The organism is Bacillus sp. 103mf (genome assembly GCF_900116295.1).
Classification (GTDB): Bacteria; Bacillota; Bacilli; order Bacillales; family Bacillaceae_G; genus Bacillus_A; species Bacillus_A bruguierae.
On the sequence record NZ_FPAF01000002.1, the window covers coordinates 226592 to 246637 of the forward strand.

Below are 20046 nucleotides of genomic sequence, written 5' to 3' on the forward strand. Positions count from 1 at the left end.
CCCATGCCTGGGAAACCACCCATACCCATGCCTGGGAAACCTATAATACGTTGAGAATCTAATCGCATGCTTTCACCCACTTTTATAAATATTTCATAGTCTTTTACATGCTATGCTTAAAAAAAATAAAGGAGCTTATTCCTCTTTAAAATTAGGCAGACTAACTACTGTTACTAATAGGTTATGGTGATATACTAACCATCAGTGGGGAATAAAGAAAATCCCCACTAATAAAAGCTGCATTTTATTTCTTTTTCCGACGGAACAAATCGATTGTTTTGTATCCTTGTGAAAGGATATCAACCATTTGTTGATGGCGTTTATCGCGTGTTTGTTGTTGTTTTGCTGAGAATATGTGACGTGCCCAGTCTTTTTGATATCCAGGGGTTAAGCTTTGGTAAAACTTAAGTTCGTTTGGATGGTCGGCTAATAATGCTTCAACGTCCTTAACATTGTTCTCATAATCTGCAACGCACTGGCTGGCTGCTGCTGTTTTCTTTGCTTTCTTTTTTTCATGTTTTAGACCGACTACAGTGAAAATGTCATCCATACTTACCATACGGGCGAACTTGATATCGCTACTTCCTATATATCCATCTTCTCCAACGTTCATTGCTGGAAACATTTCATCTCTGTGAATAAAGGTTTCATAGTGCTTATTCCCTTTTTTCGGGTATGCAAAAAATATATAACCTTTTTCAAGTAACAGCTGTTCATTGTTAAGGATAAATTGTGTGTGCGTAACCATCTCATCAAGTGTTTCTACAAAAATAAAAATCGCATCATGATCTTTTGAAAGGGTCGTTTGTTGTTCAGTAAAGACATTGTAGTCGCTTGGTTGATTGATTACGGCCATATTTTTGAATTTAGTTAGTTTTAATTTATCGATAATTGTCATAACAAGCTCCTTCATTTTTAGTTTAGTACAATTTAAGTTCCATTTATTTTCTATTCAATCATTGCATTTGATCATTAAGTAACCATAATTTAAGCATTGATTCTAATAAAGTGTACCTTATTGAGAGAAAAATGTCTGTTAAAATGGGCACTAGTTTATAGCTGTTCGTAAAGTTATACTTTCTTACAATAAAAAGGCAGACCATATAACAGTCTGCCTTTCATTTATATTAAAAATGTAGTATTACTATACTTTTTTCTTTTTCCCTACAAAAACAGAGCATAGAATTAAGATAATTAGAATGCCTAAACAAATAAAAATACTCGCTCGGTTTTGATCACTGAATGTAAACGCCACGCAGCAAATACTTAATGTAATCGCAGTAAACAAAGTTGCATATGGAAATCCCCATACTTTAAAATGCGGTAGCTTTGTATATGTTTTGCGAAGTTTTAGCTGCGATAAACATATGCTGATCCACACCACTGATACTGTAAATCCTGGAATTGCCATTAAATACCCAAAAACACGGTCAGGTGAAAAGTATGCGACAAATGTCCCGCCGATAAGAACGATAGAGCTCAAGATTACGCTATATACTGGAACACCGTTCTTCGCAACATATGAAAACTGTTTCGGTGCTTCCCCTTCTGCAGCTAAGGAATGAAGCATACGTGTACAACCATAGATACCGGAGTTAGCCGCGGACAATACAGCAGTAATAAGGACGAAGTTCATAATATGAGCGGACCCTTTAAATCCAACTGCCGATAATACTTGTACAAACGGGCTTGCTTGGTTGCCAATTTCATTCCATGGAATTAATCCGCAAATGATAAGGATTGGAAGTGTGTAGAATAATACGATTCTCCAAAATACTCCTTTAATCACTTTAGGTAATACTTTCTCTGTATCCTTCATTTCTGTTAAAGTCAATCCGATCAGTTCGGAACCACCGTAAGAAAAAATTACAATTAACAATGCGGAAAATACTCCTGACCAGCCGTGTGGGAAGAATCCCTGGTGCTGTACGTAGTTTTGCATATAGTGTGTTTCATTGCTTGGAATTACTCCAAATAAAATAGCTCCGCCTAAAATAAGAAATAGAACAATCATCGTAATTTTAATTCCAGCAAACCAAAATTCAAACTCGCCGTAATGCTTTACATTCATAAAATTAATAGCCACAATGAAAATTGCACTAATAAAGCTTAAAGACCATAAAGACATAGATGGAAACCAATATTGCAGAAAGCTTCCTGCAGCGATTACTTCAATGACACATACAACTAACAACATGAAACAGTACATCCATCCAATCACGAATGAGACTTTTGGTCCAAGTGCTTTACGGATAAATCCTTTCATATTCATCCCTGGATAAGCGATGGCCATCTCCGCAAGTGCACTCATTACCACAAGCAACAATAACCCTGCAAACAGATAAGAAAAAATAACTGCTGGCCCCGCTATTGATACTGTTTCAGAAGTCCCTTTAAATATACCTGTGCCGATTGCTCCTCCAAGTGCCATCAAACGGACATGCCGCGGCAATAACCTTTTTTGTAATTCCATAAATTTCCCTCCTCATTATTTATATAAAGATTTTTTATTTTACAAAAGATTTCATAGAATCAATTGTAGTTTTTCTTTTCATAAAAAAAATCATCCCTGTCCTAAATGACAGGGACGATTTACACCGCGGTACCACCCTAATTGCAAACTTACGTCTGCCTCTTCATTTTGTTAACGATCTATTGACCGTCTTTCCCTCTATAAAAGTCGCCCCTTATTTCGAAAAAGATGCTCCGGGATTGAAATTCACACTTATTTATGTACTGATTCACACCTTCCACCAGCTCTCTGAAACAGGGAAATAAGTATTACTGTATTCCTTTCATTGCATTTCCTATATTATGTTTTCTATATAATAAAAAAGCCCCTACTGATTGTATCAGTAGGGACGAATATATCGCGGTACCACCCTAGTTGCAGACTGAGTCTGCCTCTCAACTTTGTTAACGATCTCATATTTGACCGTCTTTTCCTCATAAAGGTCACCCTTTACTTCGAAAAAAATGCTCCAGGATCGAATTTCATCCTTATCTTTGTACTGATTTGCACCTTCCATCAGCTCTCTAAAACAGTGAGATAAGCACTACTTATATTCCCTTCATTGCTCAATTATATTTCAATTTATATGACGTAGCTACGTTCTTTTGTAAGTATGTTTTGTATTATAGAGGTTGCATTAATATTCTGTCAATGATTTTAAGTAATATTTATTTAGAGGTATATTTTACCAAAAGACACACTACTCTCTTTATTATCAGAAGTTATATATACAAATTCACATGGGATATTTTTGTTTTAAATATTCAGAATTAATATTAAAATAAATAAAAAGAGTGTATAGAATTACAAATTATAAATAACGAGGATTGGAGGTTTATAGCTGATTTTTCATTCAACCTTGGGGGAATTCTCAATTTTGATAATTATATATATCCATTGTAATTTTTCGACATATAAGTCGTTGCTATGCAGAATACAGCATGACCGCTACTCGCTTTCTCCTTTTTGTGGATGGAAAAGGCCCTGACCGTTTCTATGCGCGGCTAGATTCTCTCGTCCCCCCAAAAAAGAAAGGGGTTTTTAACTTATATATAGATGTCTAGTAATTGTAACGAATTATAAACTATTTTAAACGCTAACGAGGAAATAGAGATGAAACTACAATTAAAAGCTGATTTAATGCTACTACTGGTTACATTTTTTTGGGGTGCATCCATCTTACTTACAAAGGTTGGACTCACTTACATACAAGAATATAATTTAATCTCATTACGTTTTATTATTGCTTTTCTTTTATCAGGCATCATATTTTACAAACATTTAATCAAAATTGATTTTAAAACTATAAAATATGCGTTTATATTAGCTTCTATTTTGTTTATTGTTTATGTTTTTGCAACTTTTGGTACAAAGTATACAACTGTTTCTAATGCTGGTTTCTTAATGAGTCTCACAGTCATATTCATTCCGGTATTATCATCTATATTTTTAAAACAACGACCTGAAAAAAAGGTTGTATTGGCAATCGTTTTAACCATAGTAGGAATAGGACTATTAACATTAAATAGTGAATTAAAAATAGGTTATGGTGATATATTATGTATCTTATGTGCTTTATTTTATGCCGTTCATATCATCGTTACTGGGACAATGACCAAGCATGTTAATTCAATTGCTCTTGGCGTGTTACAACTCGGTTTTGTTGGCCTATTTAGTATCATTTTCTCAATGTTTATGGAAACCCCAAAACTTCCTAACACGTTTGAATCATGGTTTTCAATTTTAGTATTAAGCATATTTTGTACAGCAATAGCTTTCATTGTCCAAGTCATTGCGCAACAACATACGAGTCCTACACATGCAGGTCTTATTTTTTCATTAGAGCCTGTGTTTTCTGCAGGTTTCGCTTTCTTTTTTACAGGTGAAACTCTCACATTTAAAGGATACATAGGTGCAACACTTATATTATTAAGTGTATTAATTGCCGAACTAGACTTTAAGAGTTTATTAAAACTAAATTATAGGAGAAATATAGAATAGATATCCCACCACAATATATAAATACAAATTGTAAAACCGATATAAAGACCTTTAAATGAATACATTCACGGTTTACACGAGACCAGTCAGAAACTACATTGAACTACCCCCACCTAAAATCCTAACAGATTTTTGAGGAAGGGGATTCCAAAAAGGGACAACTAAGACAAAATTCTTAGCAGACCATACCCATTCAACAAGGTATGGTTTTTCTGCTTTCAAACTTAGACAAACCTTTTACTTCCAAGTCGGTAAGAACCCCTGAAGGAAAAAGTTCGTTCACAGAACGAATCTTGTTATGGTTCGAAAGCTCCATCTGATAGAATGTGTGAACACGCAAATCAGACAGGATCCCAGACAGCCACTTCCATTGCGCCCAATGATGCAGACCTACCATCTTCTCTGGTAATAGTGAATACAAAATTGGTGGAAGTTTTTCTTTCAATCCCATCGCTCTTCTAGCGATGACATAAGAAGCTGTTTGGTGAATGCTGATACCAAGACGTTTCATATATTTGATTTTACCAATTTGAGAAGTGTACGCTGGATTTACCTCAAATACTGCAATCCCCATCTTCTCAGCACGGCTTTTAATAGCTGAAATCATCTTTTTGTAAGCAAACATGCTCATCATCATGTTTGCTTTTTTGTTACCATAAGGGTTCTTAACCTTTGCTTTTGTTGTGTTTAATTTTTCTACAACAATCGGTTTGTTTGCTTTTACAGCAATATCAACGAATGCAATAACTTCTGCTTCAATCATTTTCGTAATTTGTTCTGATGTTTTCCCTAACATATCAAAGGATAATACACCCGTTTTTATGAGTTGTCCTTGTTTATTGATGTTTGACCAAGCAAAGTGGTCAAAATTACAGTCTACTCCAATGACACCATCGGATTTGCTGAAATTTTTATTTTGGTTCTCTTCAATATCGATTAAACATTTAAAAATGTAGTAATCACCGTAGTCTTCAATTGCCCAACTGATTGGTTTTCCTGCATTCTTTTTATCTTTGCAATCCCATTGGTTTTGAACAGCTGCATTCACTTGTTCTTGTCCATACGGAAATGTAAGATTAGGAATTTCAACTGCAACGCCGTTTGGTGTTGTAAAGTGTAAAGATTGTGATTCCGTATTGTATGTAAATACAAAGTTTCCTGATTTTGCGTCTTTTCGACCTGAAATCAACATTTGATTGTAACGAGCCTTTTCAAAATCCTGCACCCAAAGTGTATGATTTTGAACATAAGTATCTACAGTATGTTGTGCTTTGAATAATTTTTTACTCCCAAATACAACAGAAGAAACTTTGTTTTTTAAACTATGAAGTAGTTTTTGTAGTCTATCCAACCGAAATGCAAGGCTACCTAAACGAGAACGAAGTGTTTGAATACGCACATCTAAATATTCATGCTCAAATTGATAGGCATGATAGTAAATATCCGTTCTCTCTTTAAATTGCACAACATAATATTGTCCCCTTTGTTGTTCTCTGGACGTTTTATTGAACGTTGGCTTCCCGTTGATAAACGATGTTTTCATTTTATTCAGCACTGTCAAATCTGACTTGGTTTTCTTCATCTTCTTTTTTACAGCTTTCATCTGTTCATTTTTATTTTCAATATACAATTTTTTCAATTCTGTCTGAGAAGAAAACAGTGCATTGGCTTCCTGCACAGCACTATTGGCATAATAGTCATTCAAACTAAATCGTGATTTTACAGTCATTTGCATACTATCAGAACGTCTGGAGGTACCAGAACGTTTTTCTAACACTTGCGTTTGAAAAGCGAAATGCTTCGCACGATTAAATACGAAAAGAGCATGTCCAATCGCTTCAACATATTTTGGATTTAGTGCATTCTTATAGATACGAATTGAAAAATATGCTTTTTTCATTGGACACACTCCTTTCTTGTTTTGTATACACAAAGTATACAAAACAAGAACGTATGTTTCCATTTATATACTGAAAAAAAAAACAAAAAAAAAACAAAAAAAAATCGATTCACCCCCCACCTACCGTTGCGCGCTTGAGGTAGGGGTCTTCTCGCCAGATATAATAAACCACTACTCAATTCCAAAATGCAGATGAATATCATTAACATATCGAAAAAGGAACCTGCATAGGTTCCTTTCCCTGTTTCTAGATCATATTCAATTAAGCATTCCTACAAATGCCTCTTCTAACTCATTTACAAAACCCGTAAATTTTTTTATCGAATATATCTACAATTAAATACAAATGCATAATCAGGATTCATGTGTCCTTCTAGATAAAAACAACCAATATAGTCATACATAACAGCTTCTTCAATCATAAGCATTTGTTTTCTTCCGTAAATTACAATCTTTTCTGTCTCTTCTTTTAACAGAACAATAGAACCTCTTTGTAACAATCTTTCTGTAGAAAATTGCATAATTTCCTGCTCTTCCTCATACGCCTTATATATTTTTAAGTATTATTTTAATAGTGCAGAATCTCACTTGAACCATCCTATCGTTTTCGACCAAGCATTATTTATCCCTCTTTTCACTCTACCTTTCATGGTATACTTTGAAGCAACTGTCATAGTAATTCCTGTTGTTTCAAAAAACACTCTTTCTAAAAATACCGTATCCTTTACATTACACACTTCTAACTCATTTTGTTTTTGGATCATGAACCAGTTACAACCTGGACCTACTAAAAATCTTATATTTTTTTCATTGTGCTTCCCATCTTCATTTAAAAAAATAGTACATTCGCCTAAACATTCGGAATTTTTCAATGATGATGTAAATACTTCTACAAATTCCTTTGTTACTTCCTCTTTTTCTATTAAAAATTGTTCTAGACTTCCAACCGGAGAACTGGAAGACAACTCAGTCAATTGGTCATATGTTGCTACTTGAATGCGCGCATTCATATTTATAAACTGCTCTTCTTCATCTTCTAACCAGCTTCCAATCGTATTAATATATTCATTCAATCCTTCTGTTAGCCTAAAAATATATGTAGTTTTTGAAGCAAAATTTCTTTCTTCTTCAAGGGTCATAAATTCGGGTTTCTCTAATGAAATATAATAATATGAATCTACATCCTGTTCCTTACTTTGTATTTTAAGTTTAACAACCGCATCATTGCATTTACAAATCTCTAAAAAATACAATGCACTTGGTTCAATGATGAGTTTACCGTCTATTTCTTCCAATACTCCATCTTCTAGAAGAGTTGTTCTTACTTCCTCCCACTCTTGATCTATTTGCTCTAAGGTATAGCCTTTGTATGGATTTTCAAATCCTTTAACTTCTTCCATCCCTATCATTCGAAATAGAAAAAAGACTTCCCTGCTATCTAAATGTAATTCCACATTCATGAGATTAACTCTCCCTTCTATTTTTTCTAGCCTTTAATCGACTATAAGAAGAATGCGCTTTCAACAAATCCTCTTCAAAAGGCTCTATGTGTCTTCCCACCACTTTCTATATGCTTCCGTAAATAATAATACCTATGGAGATCCATAATCATATAAAACAAAGCAAATGAAAACACTGTGCATGCACACATAAATACAATTGCCCCCATCTGTTGTGTTGCAATGCTAAGAATTATATTAGCAATTAACTGCCCAAATCCTACTACAAAAGCTGCTACTTTTACACTACCAGTCTCTTTTTTCCATACATTTGATTTCTTTCTTGGTTCCTGAAGTTTTTTAATATGATTTTTATAAAAATGATACAAAGCAAAAACATACAAACCAACTGAAAAAATAAAATAGATTGGCGTTTGTAATTGTAACACTTCATATGCAAATTTTTGAGTTATAACCAATAATCCTACTGAACATATGATGCCATATACCCCTCGAAATAGAGTGTATTGTAATTGTCGTTTCCGAGGATTGATAGCAATCCATATGGCCCACAGATTCAAAAAGATAATCGGAGGAGCTACTACATATACATATAGTAATCGAAAAGAATTCGCAAGAGCAGGCAAAAGAACAAACATGTCTGCCCCCACAAGAACAAGGACAATTACGTGGAATCTTATTTCATTTACAGGATAAACAGCCATATAATGTGCAAAGGCTTTCTTATTAAAATCTATACTTTTTTTCATGTTCATTAAACCACCCCGCTACTGTTGACCAAGATTTTTTCGAACCCGTTTTCACCATATCCTTAATACTACCATCTTCAACATCTAAATCAACATCCCATTTCACACCTTCTGTAAAAACAGCAAGTCCAGCTGCTACAACAGTAGTTGCTCCTTCTTTCATCAAATTTTCAGACAGAAACAGGTTTTATTAAATAGGCTTCTTAACAACTATATAATGTGCTTTTATTTAAAGCATCATTTTTTCCGCTATTTCAACAGAAGGTTTTATTGTTGAATTGGGGAATTTTTTTACTAAACGTTTCAAACAGGCCACATACTCTTTATTTTTCGTACCACAATTTATATCTTCAAATACTTCGCTAATCCATTCTATTTCTTCTTCTGAAGCACTATCGAGGAACTTAATCGTACATTCAATATCTTTACTTAATAGTTTTGCAAGTTCTTCCCAATGTTTTTCAATTAAAAAGCTATTTTCAAGATGAACTGTTTTGCGTTCTTCTATAATTTGTCTTACTTTTTTCTTCAACTAACTCATCCTTATTTAAACAACAAAAGATTATAAAAAACCAATTCTCATCTTATGTTGTTCTAGTAAATATTCTAATCTTTTCTTTCTTTGATTGACTTTCATGGTATATCTCCATACTTTGTAATTGTTTTATAACCACTGCTTCTTTCAACGAATTCTATCATTAAGACTCACTCTACTAAACTACCTCGTCAGTTGCAGAAATAACACCAAATAGGGGATTGCTATTAAATAGAGATTACATATCTTTATTGATTGCAATTAATAAGAAACATTTATTATTACATTTAAAATAGCCTCTTAAGCTGAATATACTTCTGTTTAAGAAGTTAAAAAAATTATATTATAGTAAATATTCATTACACTTTTTCGTATTTTCCTTGCATCATCAATACAACTAACTTTAACTCACTTTTATTATGGAAAATAGTTGCTGATTTAAGCTATACACAAGAATTCGTTCATTTGAAAGAGAAGGTACTAAAATCTAATTGATAACCCACGTTGCTTTTACAAACTCATTGAAATTTATTTTAGTAACACGGCATAAGTATAACGCATAATATGCTCTAAATTTTAAATCTGGAGGATATTTATGAATTATCAACCAAATCAATTATTTCAACTAAACGCACCTTCCCGAGATTACCCGTATGCAGATGTTCCACAAGGGGATTATGAAGGGACTCTTATTATAGACGATTTAATCCCAATTCGTGCACTTTTTTGGATATACGGCACCAATCCGGGAGGGGATATAGGGGGTACCGCTATCAGAGACAGTCAGCTTAATTATCAAACAGGAGACATTAGTTTTACATTACCAGGCTTTTCGCACCCCCTGTATCTCATTCCAAATAAGTTCTTTAGTGGGAGATTCATTTTTAAAAGACCGATCATACCACTTCAAGCCTACGGAGAATATTTCACGGTGTTAGGTCAAAAAGGAATATGGAATCTTACTCTTAACACTAAATTACATTGAGAGACACTATATGAAAGAGAATGGAAATGTACTTAAATATTAAGGGGCAAACTATGATCGTTGAAACAAGATGGGAATTTGATGCTGAGAAGTTCGCTTTAACGCTATTGGGGATAATAAACAAGAATCTCTATAAAGTTATGCCCCATTCAACAAAAGATATTAAAAAAGATGAAGGTGGATAAACCCAGTAACACCAGGGTATGAACGCCTTTTTATTTTGTTTTTAAAAGTAAATCTTTTAAAATATACGGATTCATTCATATGAACTGACAAAAGCCGAACCTTATTTCTTCATTTCTACATGTTATTTATGAGATTATTTTCTATATGTATCCATTTTGATTTTTCGACATATAGATTGCTGCTATGCGGAAAAAAGAACTCTCTACTCGCTTTCTCCCTTTGTTTGATGGCCGCTTCTATGCATGTCCAGATGCTCTCTCCCACCTAAAAAGGATGGTTTTATGTCGTTTTTGCAATTCGGATTTGTATAGTATCGGTCCATAATGTGTAACTTTTGGTTCGTATTCCACCTTCTAACTAAATAACGCGGATACTGAATTAAAATAGTAGCAATAACTTGTTAGCAAGAATATATAAAATATAGTAGAAGATAATTTTTTATATCTTTATATCATTTCTATCATTCTACTTACATCTATCAATCATATTTTCCTCTTCTATTACTTTTCATCTTTTAGTTAACAAAAATTTAACGAAAAATTCACAAATTCGCCATTTTCTCTATTATACTTTGTTATATTGTTGTATAATATTTTTGAAAGCGCTTATTATTTTAATATACATAATTTGGAACGTTACCACTTGAATATTCGCAAATTTTCAACTATTTTTAACCTATTTTTTCTATTACTATTTTATCCCTAGGTTTAATTTACCATACTATATTTAGTATTTTACTGTAAAAATTCCTTGATAATACGAAGAAATCCGCTGGGTGATAAGTAATTGTGAATGTTTTTTTACAAAACAGATAAGTAATAACGTTTTGTATTATGTAAATTATCGTAATAACATAAGAGTATAAAATGAATTGCACTCGTTACTGGTTCTAACGAGTAGGAGGTTTTGTCAAATGACGAGGAAGAATACAAATACAAACAGCCCTTGGGCTAAGTTCCATGGTCCTAACCTTGGCTATGTCATTGAACAGTACGATCGTTATGTAGCCGGGGAAGGTTCTGTTGATCCAGAGTTAGAAGAGCTTTTTGCAAGATGGGGTGCTCCTCCTTTTTATGCAGATTTTACAGAGGAGACTACTAGCGGCTCTCATTTTTCTTCTCAAAACAATACAGATATAGAAAAAGTTCTAAAAGCTGCAAAGGTTTTAGAAAATATCCGTTCATATGGTCACCTTTCTGCACATATTAATCCGCTGGAAGAAAAAGTGGATGGGCAGTTTTCTTTAGAGGGACTAAGTGAACATGATTTGAAAGCGATTTCAGCAAAAATGGTTTGGGCAGATGCACCTGCGGATGTTCAAACAGCGTTTGATGCTGTTAATAGATTAAAAGATGTTTATTCAAAATCTTTAGCTTATGAGTTCGCTCATGTTCAAGATAGTGAAGAACGTGCATGGTTACAACAAATGGTGGAATCATCTTCCTTGTATCATCCACTATCAAACGAGAAACGAATTGCTGTTTTAAAACGATTGACAGCGGTCGAAGGTTTCGAACAATTTTTGCATAAGACATTTGTTGGTCAAAAACGCTTTTCTATCGAAGGCGTTGATATGCTAGTTCCTATGCTTGATGAAATGATTTCTGAAGGCGCTAAGGGCGGCGTAAAAGATATTATGATCGGGATGGCTCACCGCGGACGTCTTAGCGTACTTGCTCATACATTAGAAAAACCATATAGTCACATGTTTACTGAATTTAAACATTCAGCACCGATGCAGGGCACTGATAAGAACAATATCGGCTGGACTGGCGATGTGAAGTATCACTTAGGTAAAGAGCAATTGGTTGGATCTGAAGACGCTCTTACACGAGTTACTTTAGCAAATAACCCAAGTCACCTTGAATTTGTAGATCCAGTTGTAGAAGGATTTGCACGTGCTGCTCAGGAAAATCGCGAACAAGCAGGTTATCCAAAGCAAGATGTTTCTAAATCTTTCGCAATTTTAGTACACGGTGATGCAGCGTTCCCTGGTCAAGGTATTGTACCTGAGACGCTGAACTTAAGCAGACTGAAAGGTTATCAAACAGGCGGAACGATTCATGTTATCGCTAATAACGCGGTCGGATTCACAACTGATAGTTATGATTCTCGTTCTACAAGATATTCAAGTGACCTTGCGAAAGGCTTTGATATTCCGATTGTACACGTAAATGCTGATGATCCTGAAGCTTGTCTGATTGCAGCTACTCTTGCTTTCCAATACCGCACGCTGTTCAAAAAGGATTTCCTAATTGACTTAATCGGATATCGCCGCTTCGGTCATAACGAAATGGATGATCCAGCAGTTACACAACCGAAAGTATACAAAAAGGTTAGCAAGCATCCTACTGTAAGAGCTTTATATGCTGAAGAGTTACAGGCGAAAGGCATTTTAAATGCTGAAGAAGTAGAAACAATTACGCAATTTATACAAGAGCATTTGAAAGCTGAATATAATCAAGTTTCTTCAGATAAAAAAGAAGTAACTGCTAATGTTGAAGTTCCAGAAGTAGTTGCAAATGGAATTCCAAAAATGATGACAGGTGTTCCATTAGAAACACTTGAAGAATTAAATACGAGTCTTCTGCAGTGGCCAGAAGGTTTTAACGTATATCCAAAATTAAAGAAAATCCTTGAACGTCGTGAGAGCGCATTTAAAGATGGCGGTAAACTAGAATGGGCAAATGCCGAAGCGTTAGCGTTTGCTTCGATTTTACAAGACGGTACGCCAATTCGTCTGACAGGACAGGATTCAGAGCGCGGTACATTCGCACAGCGCCATGTTGTATTACATGATACAGAAACAAACGAAACGTATTCGCCAATGCATCGCTTGCCACAAGCGCGCGCTTCTTTCGCGGTTCATAATAGTCCGCTTTCTGAAGCTGCTGTTGTAGGGTTTGAGTATGGCTATAACGTATTTTCTCCTGAAACATTGACAATGTGGGAAGCACAATACGGAGACTTCTCTAATACAGCGCAAGCATTATTTGATCAATTCGTTTCAGCAGGAAGAGCAAAATGGGGTCAAAAATCCGGACTTGTTTTACTCCTTCCTCACGGTTATGAAGGGCAAGGTCCTGAGCATTCCAGCGCTCGTCCAGAACGTTTCTTACAGCTTGCTGCAGAGAATAACTGGACAGTTGCCAACTTAACAAGTGCAGCGCAATATTTCCATATCCTGCGCCGCCAAGCAGCAAGTCTTGGAACTGATTATGTAAGACCATTAGTAATTATGACGCCAAAGAGCTTGTTACGTCATCCACTTACATCTTCACCTGCTTCTGAGTTAAGTGAAGGTAGCTTCCAAACAGTTGTAGAGCAATCGAACCTTGGAACAGAAACAAGTAAAGTGAAGCGTCTTGTGTTAACTACAGGTAAGATGGCAATCGATTTAGCAGTAGATGTTGAATCGAACAAGAAAGAACATACGCTAGATGAAGTGCATATCGTTCGCGTTGAACAGTTATATCCATTCCCTACTGAGAAAGTCCAAGCGATCGCTGAGCGTTTTGAAAACTTGGAAGAAATTGTATGGGTACAGGAAGAACCAAGAAATATGGGCGCATGGCATTATGTTGCACCAATTCTATTCGAACTCGCTTCTGACAAAGTAAAAGCGAACTACATTGGACGTCCGGACCGTTCAAGTCCATCAGGCGGCGATCCTCATGTTCATAGAAAAGAACAAGAATTGATTATTAATCAAACTCTTAATATCAATTTCAAGCTACAACAAGAACAAGAATTTGTTCACAATAAGTAATACTGTTAACTTCCTGTGAATGGGGGTCTCCCCCATTCACGGTTAGAGAAGATTATTTATATAACCATATTAAATCAATTGTTAGGCAAAATAGGGGAGGACATTTAAAATGATCGAAATTAAAGTACCTGAGCTTGCAGAATCTATTACAGAAGGAACTATTTCACAATGGCTGATCAACGTAGGCGACAAAGTTGAGAAAGGCGCAAGCATTGTTGAGCTTGAAACAGATAAAGTCAATGTAGAAATCATTGCAGAAGATTCAGGTATTGTATCACAATTACTAGGAGAACCTGGAGATACAGTTGAAATTGGCGATGTTATCGCAGTTTTAGATGCAAATGCAGCGGCAGCAGTAAGTACACCTGCTCCAGAAGAGCCAAAACAAGAAGTTACTGAAGCACCAAAAGCTGAGGCTCCAAGTGCGGCGCCAAACAAAGCACCGATGCAAGGTCTTCCAAATACAGATCGTCCTATCGCATCACCTGCTGCTAGAAAAATGGCACGTGAATTAGGAATCGACTTAAACGAAGTACGCAGCACTGATCCACTTGGCCGCGTTAGACCGCATGACGTACAAGCACATGCCGCTGCGCCAAAAGCAGAGCCAAAACAAGAAAAACAAAGTCCAAAACCAGCTGCAAAAACTGAGTTTGAAAAACCAGTTGAGCGCGTAAAAATGTCCCGCCGCCGTCAAACAATTGCAAATCGTCTTGTAGAAGTTCAGCAAACGGCTGCAATGTTAACAACATTTAACGAAGTTGATATGACAGCTATCATGGAGTTACGTAAAGAACGTAAAGATGCGTTTGAAAAGAAACATGATGTTCGTCTTGGCTTCATGTCATTCTTCACAAAAGCAGTTGTAGCAGCATTAAAACAATTCCCATTATTAAATGCTGAAATTCAAGGTGATGAGCTTATCCTTAAGAAATTCTACGATATCGGCATTGCTGTTTCAGCTCCAGAAGGCTTAGTTGTTCCTGTTGTACGCGATGCAAATAAAATGAATTTTGCTGAAATCGAAAGAGAAATCAGTGAGCTTGGTAAAAAAGCTCGTGACAACAAACTTACATTAAAAGAACTACAAGGCGGAACATTCACAATTACAAACGGAGGCGTATTCGGTTCATTAATGTCAACGCCAATCCTGAATGGACCACAAGTAGGTATCCTTGGTATGCATAAAATCCAAGTACGCCCTGTTGCAATCGATGCAGAGCGTATGGAAAACCGTCCAATGATGTACATTGCCCTTTCTTACGATCACCGCATTGTAGATGGAAAAGAGGCTGTTAGCTTCCTTGTTGCGGTTAAAGAAATGCTTGAAGATCCAAAATCATTATTATTAGAAGGTTGATCCTTTTATAAATTGAAGAGCCCTCTTGCAAATGCAAGAGGGTTTTCTTCATTTCTATTTCCATAACAAAAATAATGGTAGACTGATGCTAAGGAATTCATGTAATCTACTATTTATAAAATCACATATAGATAAGGTGACAAAATGGAATTAGGAAACTTCTTTTTTACTATGCTTATTACAACCTTTATACAGTTAGCTTCATTAGTAGGATATATTATCTTAGTTGGATTTGTATTAGGATATTTAGAAAATCATTCGCGAACATATTGGACAAGAGCTTTCGGAAGAAATGGCTTCCTCTTAACCTCATGGATTGGAACACCCATTCACGAATTTGGGCATGCATTTATGTGCGTCTTATTCGGGCATAAAATTGTGGGTATTCAGTGGTTTCCAACGAATACAAGTAACGGGTATTTAGGATATGTGCAACACGAATACAACCCTAAAAGTATATATCAAAAAATAGGTAATTTTTTCATCGGTGTTGCCCCTATTTTTTCAGGAATTGCCGCATTAGTTAGCTTAATGTATTGTCTTATCCCCCACTCATACTCAGTATTTATGAATGGTGTTGAAACAAATATTCAGCCCGGCGGCGCTATGAATGATATGATCAAACACACTGTTTTATCTTCAATCCTATTATTGAAAAGCATTTTTACGATTAGCAATCTATTAAATCCTTATTTTTGGCTCTTTCTGATTCTAGCAATTTGCATCTCTACGCATATTGCCTTAAGTAAGCCTGACATACAAGGTGCATTAGATGGACTGATTACGATCTTCTTATTCCTATTTCTCTTCAACGTTATAGGAGGCATTCTTCATTTTGATAGTCATGCAATGATCGCAAATATAGCGAAGTATAATGCTTACTTACTGGCTTTTTCTAGCATTGCTATTTTATTTTCTTGCATCACGCTTGCCATCAGCTATATTCTTTATCAGATAAAACGTAAATACATCTAGAGATTCACACACTTCTCTGCATCTATCTGGATGTACTCTAATTGTTTTTTTATTGCCCCAGGATAGCGTTTTTATGACTTGAGCAGACGGTGGCACCCATAAGTATATTTGTCAAAATAAAAATTTCACAACAAATATAGTACGTGAAATTTTTATGTGCTTTATAAAACAAACCCTCTAAATGAGGGTTTGCTCCTCTACATATTGATGTTACAGGAACGGTGATTAAGGGAACTACAATTTTTATATTATCATATAAATGATGATTATCATGTTGAGAAATAAAAATGTCATGTTGTTGAGAAGAAAATAGGATTTAACCATTTTTTCTTACAAGAATGCTAGTAGTATATTTGCGTTACTATTCATTTTCTTCGTATAGAACAAGGCTCTTTTTTACAAAAAAAAACAATTGAGTGAGTATTTTTATACTTTAGCTAATCTTTTCTCAAAATAAACAACAGTAAAGTTAGTTATTGGAGTAGTATGAGGATTTTGCGGATTTACAAAGTTACAGGTACAATGCTTAATATGTTAGCATTCATCGTTAATGAAGTCCTCTCCTATAGACCGCAGTAATTACAGCGCCCCTTCCTTTTGTAATAATAGAAAATTGTAGCCACTCCCAACGCGATTCCCCAAATTGGAAATAACAAGAGAGGCGTTGATGCTCCCCAGTTCTGAAAATCACTGCTAAAAGAGAAATTAAGGACGATCTGAATACCAGCGGCGATTAACATTATGGAGACAAATCCAGCAGGAACGATGGCTAGAGCAGGATGTACGCGCTTCCCAGCCAAAAACGGAATCCAACGAGGAAAGATTTCTCCCCACGGCTTTATAAGTCCGCGAGTAAGAAAGGCTCCACTAATCGATACCAAAGCTAGACCCGCCCCGGCCCATACAGCCCCTGACTCTTGAAGACTTTGAAATAATTCCTTTGTAATCCCTAGAGGTATTCCAAACAGCCATGCAATACGGGTAATATCGTAATAAGCAGGGGCAAAGATCGCAACATAGGTTACTAACCTTCCCCAGCGCGCCATAGAATTTGAAGCCATCCAACGTCTGGTGCCGTTTTTATGCCCACAATATCTGCAAGCATCTCTGGATTGGCGTTGAAATGACAAGGTCGTCGCTGCCCATAGCACTCCTCCTACAAGACAAATAAATTGGTTTACCACCGGCCATGTGATGTGATCGAAATAATGTAACGATAGCCCGAAAAGAGCCCCAATCAAGCAAATAGGAGCATAGGCTACTAACATAATTGGACGGGTATCCGTGATTATAAAGCAAAGAATCATCGCGACGCTCCAAGCATAAAAAATGAGAATCGTTCGGATAAAACCACGCACTTTGAACTTGAACATAAAAAGCACTACCACACCAAAAAAACAAAGAATAGCAATGACTGGCCCTGCATCATTAACTGTAACATGTCTAAAAACTGAATTTAACGCATTCGGATCGTTCATCAAACCTAATGGAAAACCTAAGCCTCCAAGCGACCAATACACCCCCAACGTACCATAAATAAGCGTCCAAATGATTGCTGCATATCGAACCCATTCTGGCCACCGCTTCCACCAGCGAAACAATGCAGGTTTCGCTCCGGTCACCTTGGAATGAGAAGCAGTATTCAAATTTACAGGATCCATGAAGATCACCACTCCTTATATGATATTTCTTTTAGTATATGGTACGTTCGTAAACAGGAGGTAAACAGACGATGAATTTCACCCTAAATTTGCGCCAATAACAATCTAATCGACAGAGAAGTCCCTTCGTTCGGCTTACTGACGACGATTAATTTTCCACCATGAGCCTCAATTAGTTGCCTCGCAATGGACAATCCCAAACCCGAGCGTTCGGAGGGCATTATTACTACATCACTTTTAACAAACGACTCACTAAATCCAATCCCGTTATCTTTAATCTGGATTTCCGCCATCTGGTCATACAGCTGCGAAATATAAATCGCAATCTCGGTGCCTTCTGGATTATGAACGACGGCATTGACAAGTAAATTACGGATAGCGCGTGTCAACAGCTTTGGATCGCAAGTTACAAAAATTTGTTCTGGCTCCGAATCCATCATGAACAGATGACCGGTCGCCCAAGGTGCACTACTGACATCCGCCATTGCTCTGCGTACGAGTTCAACGATATCCACTTCCTCGACCTTTAGAGGAATCTGGCCCTGAATCGTTTCATTAAGATCCTGCACCATTTCTTTCAGGTGAGCCGCTTTCTGTTGAATGATAGACAAGAATTCCCTCTGTTCCGTTTCACTCCATTGATACTCCGTATTTATCAGCATGGTGGAATAACAGGATATGTAGGTTAATGGTGTTTTTAAATCATGCGATATCCCTCGGATCCATTCTTGTTTCGCTTGTTCCGACTCCCGCAACTCTTTTTCGTTTTTTTGGAGTGTGCTCCCAAGCATCCGTAAATGCTCGAATACTTCCTTATAGACTGCATATGGAAATTTCAACGTTCCGCTTTTGAGAGAGTGGATCTCATCCCAGCGCATAGGAAAATCATATTGACCGTTTGCCAAACGTCTAATCCAAACAATAATGAAATAAATCGGCTTTCCAAGATACCACCCAATCAGAAGCAAGGTCAGAAGAAAAAGTAGGGCACACACCACCAATACATAAAGCGTAAAGATATCTGAACCGTTTCCATCCGTGATTGTTTGTGGCCAAAAAAGCCAAGCTGTCCCAATGACAATTATATGAATACAAACAAACAGAAAAAAGAAAGCCATTAGCAGTTGCAATGCTATACGAAGCATAAAGTTCATTGCTCTAACCTCCCGTAGGTGGAACAAATTTATACCCAATTCCTCTTAGCGTAACAATCAACTTAGGGTTGGACGGATCAGCTTCAAGCTTCTTTCTGAGTCTAGAGATGTGGATAACGACTGTTTTCTCATCCCCTTGGACCATCGTCCCCCACACTTGCTCATATAATTGCTGGGCGGTAAATACCTGATTTGGATGTTTACAAAAATAGAGAAGTAGTTCAAGTTCTTTGGCCGGACAAGGAGTATCCACATTGTTAACAATAAGTTGTCCGGTAGTACGGTTAACCGAAAAAGTATGATACTGATACAAATCCTCAGCGCTTACAACATCAGACGCATAGAGAGTGCTCCGCCTCAAATGCGCCTGAATTCGTGCGATAACTTCCATCGGATTGAACGGTTTAGTTACATAATCGTCCCCGCCTAAATACAGACCCTGTAACTTATCCAAATCACTGGAACGAGCGCTAAGAAATAGAATAGGGGTTCTTATGGTCTTGCGTAACTCCATACACAAAGAAAATCCGTCCATATCAGGAAGCATGACATCAAGAACAATTATATCAAAGCGTGTTGTTCGAACAGCCATGAGCGCCTCAGCAGTGGAACTGGCTTTAGTAACATGGATATACCCTTCTTTTCGAAGAAGATTCTCAAGCATAGTCAGAATGCCTTCCTCGTCATCAACCACTAATATCGCTTCATTCCGCATGATTCCAACCACCTTTGTAATAAGACATAATAAAAATTGGATCTTCGAGATTTTGCACGATTTTCGATAGCTTAATAATGATAA

The 20046-nt window shown here is 36.3% G+C and carries 17 protein-coding genes and 2 other annotated features; of the genes, 6 read left to right on the forward strand and 11 right to left on the reverse strand.

Annotated elements, in window-relative coordinates; all coding sequences use genetic code 11:
- Nucleotides 1–244: 244 nt before the first annotated feature.
- Together BM350_RS07745 and BM350_RS07750 are read right to left on the reverse strand one after the other, a co-directional pair.
- Entirely contained in the window at nt 245–898 is a 654-nt protein-coding gene (locus BM350_RS07745) for a YdeI/OmpD-associated family protein (RefSeq protein ID WP_090915166.1), read from the reverse strand.
- Nucleotides 899–1144: 246 nt separating this feature from the next.
- On the reverse strand, nt 1145–2473 hold the full coding sequence (locus BM350_RS07750) for an amino acid permease (protein WP_090915164.1): 1329 nt from the start codon (nt 2471–2473) through the stop codon (nt 1145–1147).
- A 107-nt stretch (nt 2474–2580) separates the two neighbouring features.
- Nucleotides 2581–2808, reverse strand: a binding site (T-box leader).
- Nucleotides 2809–2854: 46 nt separating this feature from the next.
- Nucleotides 2855–3084, reverse strand: a binding site (T-box leader).
- 541 nt (nt 3085–3625) lie between these two features.
- Here BM350_RS07750 and BM350_RS07755 point away from each other — a divergent pair.
- Nucleotides 3626–4513, forward strand: coding sequence for a DMT family transporter (locus BM350_RS07755; protein ID WP_090915163.1), 888 nt, complete (start codon nt 3626–3628; stop codon nt 4511–4513).
- 193 nt (nt 4514–4706) lie between these two features.
- Here BM350_RS07755 and BM350_RS07760 read toward each other — a convergent pair whose 3' ends face one another.
- From BM350_RS07760 to BM350_RS07785, 6 genes are all read right to left on the reverse strand, one after another.
- A complete protein-coding gene (locus BM350_RS07760; protein ID WP_244547954.1) occupies nt 4707–6413 on the reverse strand; it encodes an IS200/IS605 family accessory protein TnpB-related protein in 1707 nt (568 codons plus the stop codon).
- Nucleotides 6414–6730: 317 nt separating this feature from the next.
- Nucleotides 6731–6934 carry a DUF4176 domain-containing protein gene (locus BM350_RS07765; protein ID WP_244547955.1) on the reverse strand — a complete coding sequence of 68 codons (204 nt, stop codon included), beginning with the start codon at nt 6932–6934 and terminating at the stop codon, nt 6731–6733.
- A gap of 63 nt (nt 6935–6997) precedes the next feature.
- Nucleotides 6998–7813, reverse strand: coding sequence for a hypothetical protein (locus tag BM350_RS07770; protein WP_139207650.1), 816 nt, complete (start codon nt 7811–7813; stop codon nt 6998–7000).
- Nucleotides 7814–7947: 134 nt separating this feature from the next.
- Nucleotides 7948–8622, reverse strand: coding sequence for a hypothetical protein (locus BM350_RS07775; protein WP_090915159.1), 675 nt, complete (start codon nt 8620–8622; stop codon nt 7948–7950).
- Nucleotides 8600–8785 (reverse strand): hypothetical protein, encoded by a 186-nt coding sequence (locus tag BM350_RS07780; RefSeq protein WP_139207649.1) that lies wholly within the window; start codon nt 8783–8785, stop codon nt 8600–8602. Before BM350_RS07780 ends, BM350_RS07775 begins: the two co-directional genes overlap by 23 nt.
- A gap of 66 nt (nt 8786–8851) precedes the next feature.
- Nucleotides 8852–9154 carry a hypothetical protein gene (locus BM350_RS07785; protein ID WP_090915155.1) on the reverse strand — a complete coding sequence of 101 codons (303 nt, stop codon included), beginning with the start codon at nt 9152–9154 and terminating at the stop codon, nt 8852–8854.
- 598 nt (nt 9155–9752) lie between these two features.
- On the opposite strand from BM350_RS07785, the gene BM350_RS07790 reads away from it, so the two are divergent.
- The 5 genes from BM350_RS07790 to BM350_RS07805 all read left to right on the forward strand — a co-directional run bounded on the left by BM350_RS07790 (nt 9753) and on the right by BM350_RS07805 (nt 16432).
- Nucleotides 9753–10142: a hypothetical protein gene (locus BM350_RS07790; RefSeq protein ID WP_090915154.1), complete on the forward strand. Its 390-nt coding sequence runs from the start codon at nt 9753–9755 to the stop codon at nt 10140–10142.
- Between the two features lie 53 nt (nt 10143–10195).
- Complete coding sequence (locus BM350_RS27830) at nt 10196–10327, forward strand: hypothetical protein (protein WP_280141364.1); 132 nt, start codon at nt 10196–10198, stop codon at nt 10325–10327.
- A 914-nt stretch (nt 10328–11241) separates the two neighbouring features.
- The gene (locus BM350_RS07795; protein WP_090915152.1) at nt 11242–14097 is read left to right on the forward strand and encodes a 2-oxoglutarate dehydrogenase E1 component; all 2856 of its coding nucleotides are present in this window, start codon (nt 11242–11244) and stop codon (nt 14095–14097) included.
- Between the two features lie 109 nt (nt 14098–14206).
- The gene (odhB, locus tag BM350_RS07800; RefSeq protein ID WP_090915150.1) at nt 14207–15457 is read left to right on the forward strand and encodes a 2-oxoglutarate dehydrogenase complex dihydrolipoyllysine-residue succinyltransferase; all 1251 of its coding nucleotides are present in this window, start codon (nt 14207–14209) and stop codon (nt 15455–15457) included.
- Between the two features lie 144 nt (nt 15458–15601).
- Entirely contained in the window at nt 15602–16432 is an 831-nt protein-coding gene (locus tag BM350_RS07805; RefSeq protein ID WP_090915148.1) for a hypothetical protein, read from the forward strand.
- 563 nt (nt 16433–16995) lie between these two features.
- Here BM350_RS07805 and BM350_RS07810 read toward each other — a convergent pair.
- The 3 genes from BM350_RS07810 to BM350_RS07820 form a co-directional block, all read right to left on the reverse strand.
- Nucleotides 16996–18093 carry a hypothetical protein gene (locus BM350_RS07810; protein WP_090915146.1) on the reverse strand — a complete coding sequence of 366 codons (1098 nt, stop codon included), beginning with the start codon at nt 18091–18093 and terminating at the stop codon, nt 16996–16998.
- An 83-nt stretch (nt 18094–18176) separates the two neighbouring features.
- A complete protein-coding gene (locus tag BM350_RS07815) occupies nt 18177–19247 on the reverse strand; it encodes a sensor histidine kinase (RefSeq protein WP_090915144.1) in 1071 nt (356 codons plus the stop codon).
- Nucleotides 19248–19251: 4 nt separating this feature from the next.
- Nucleotides 19252–19962 (reverse strand): response regulator transcription factor, encoded by a 711-nt coding sequence (locus BM350_RS07820; RefSeq protein WP_090915143.1) that lies wholly within the window; start codon nt 19960–19962, stop codon nt 19252–19254.
- Nucleotides 19963–20046: the final 84 nt, after the last annotated feature.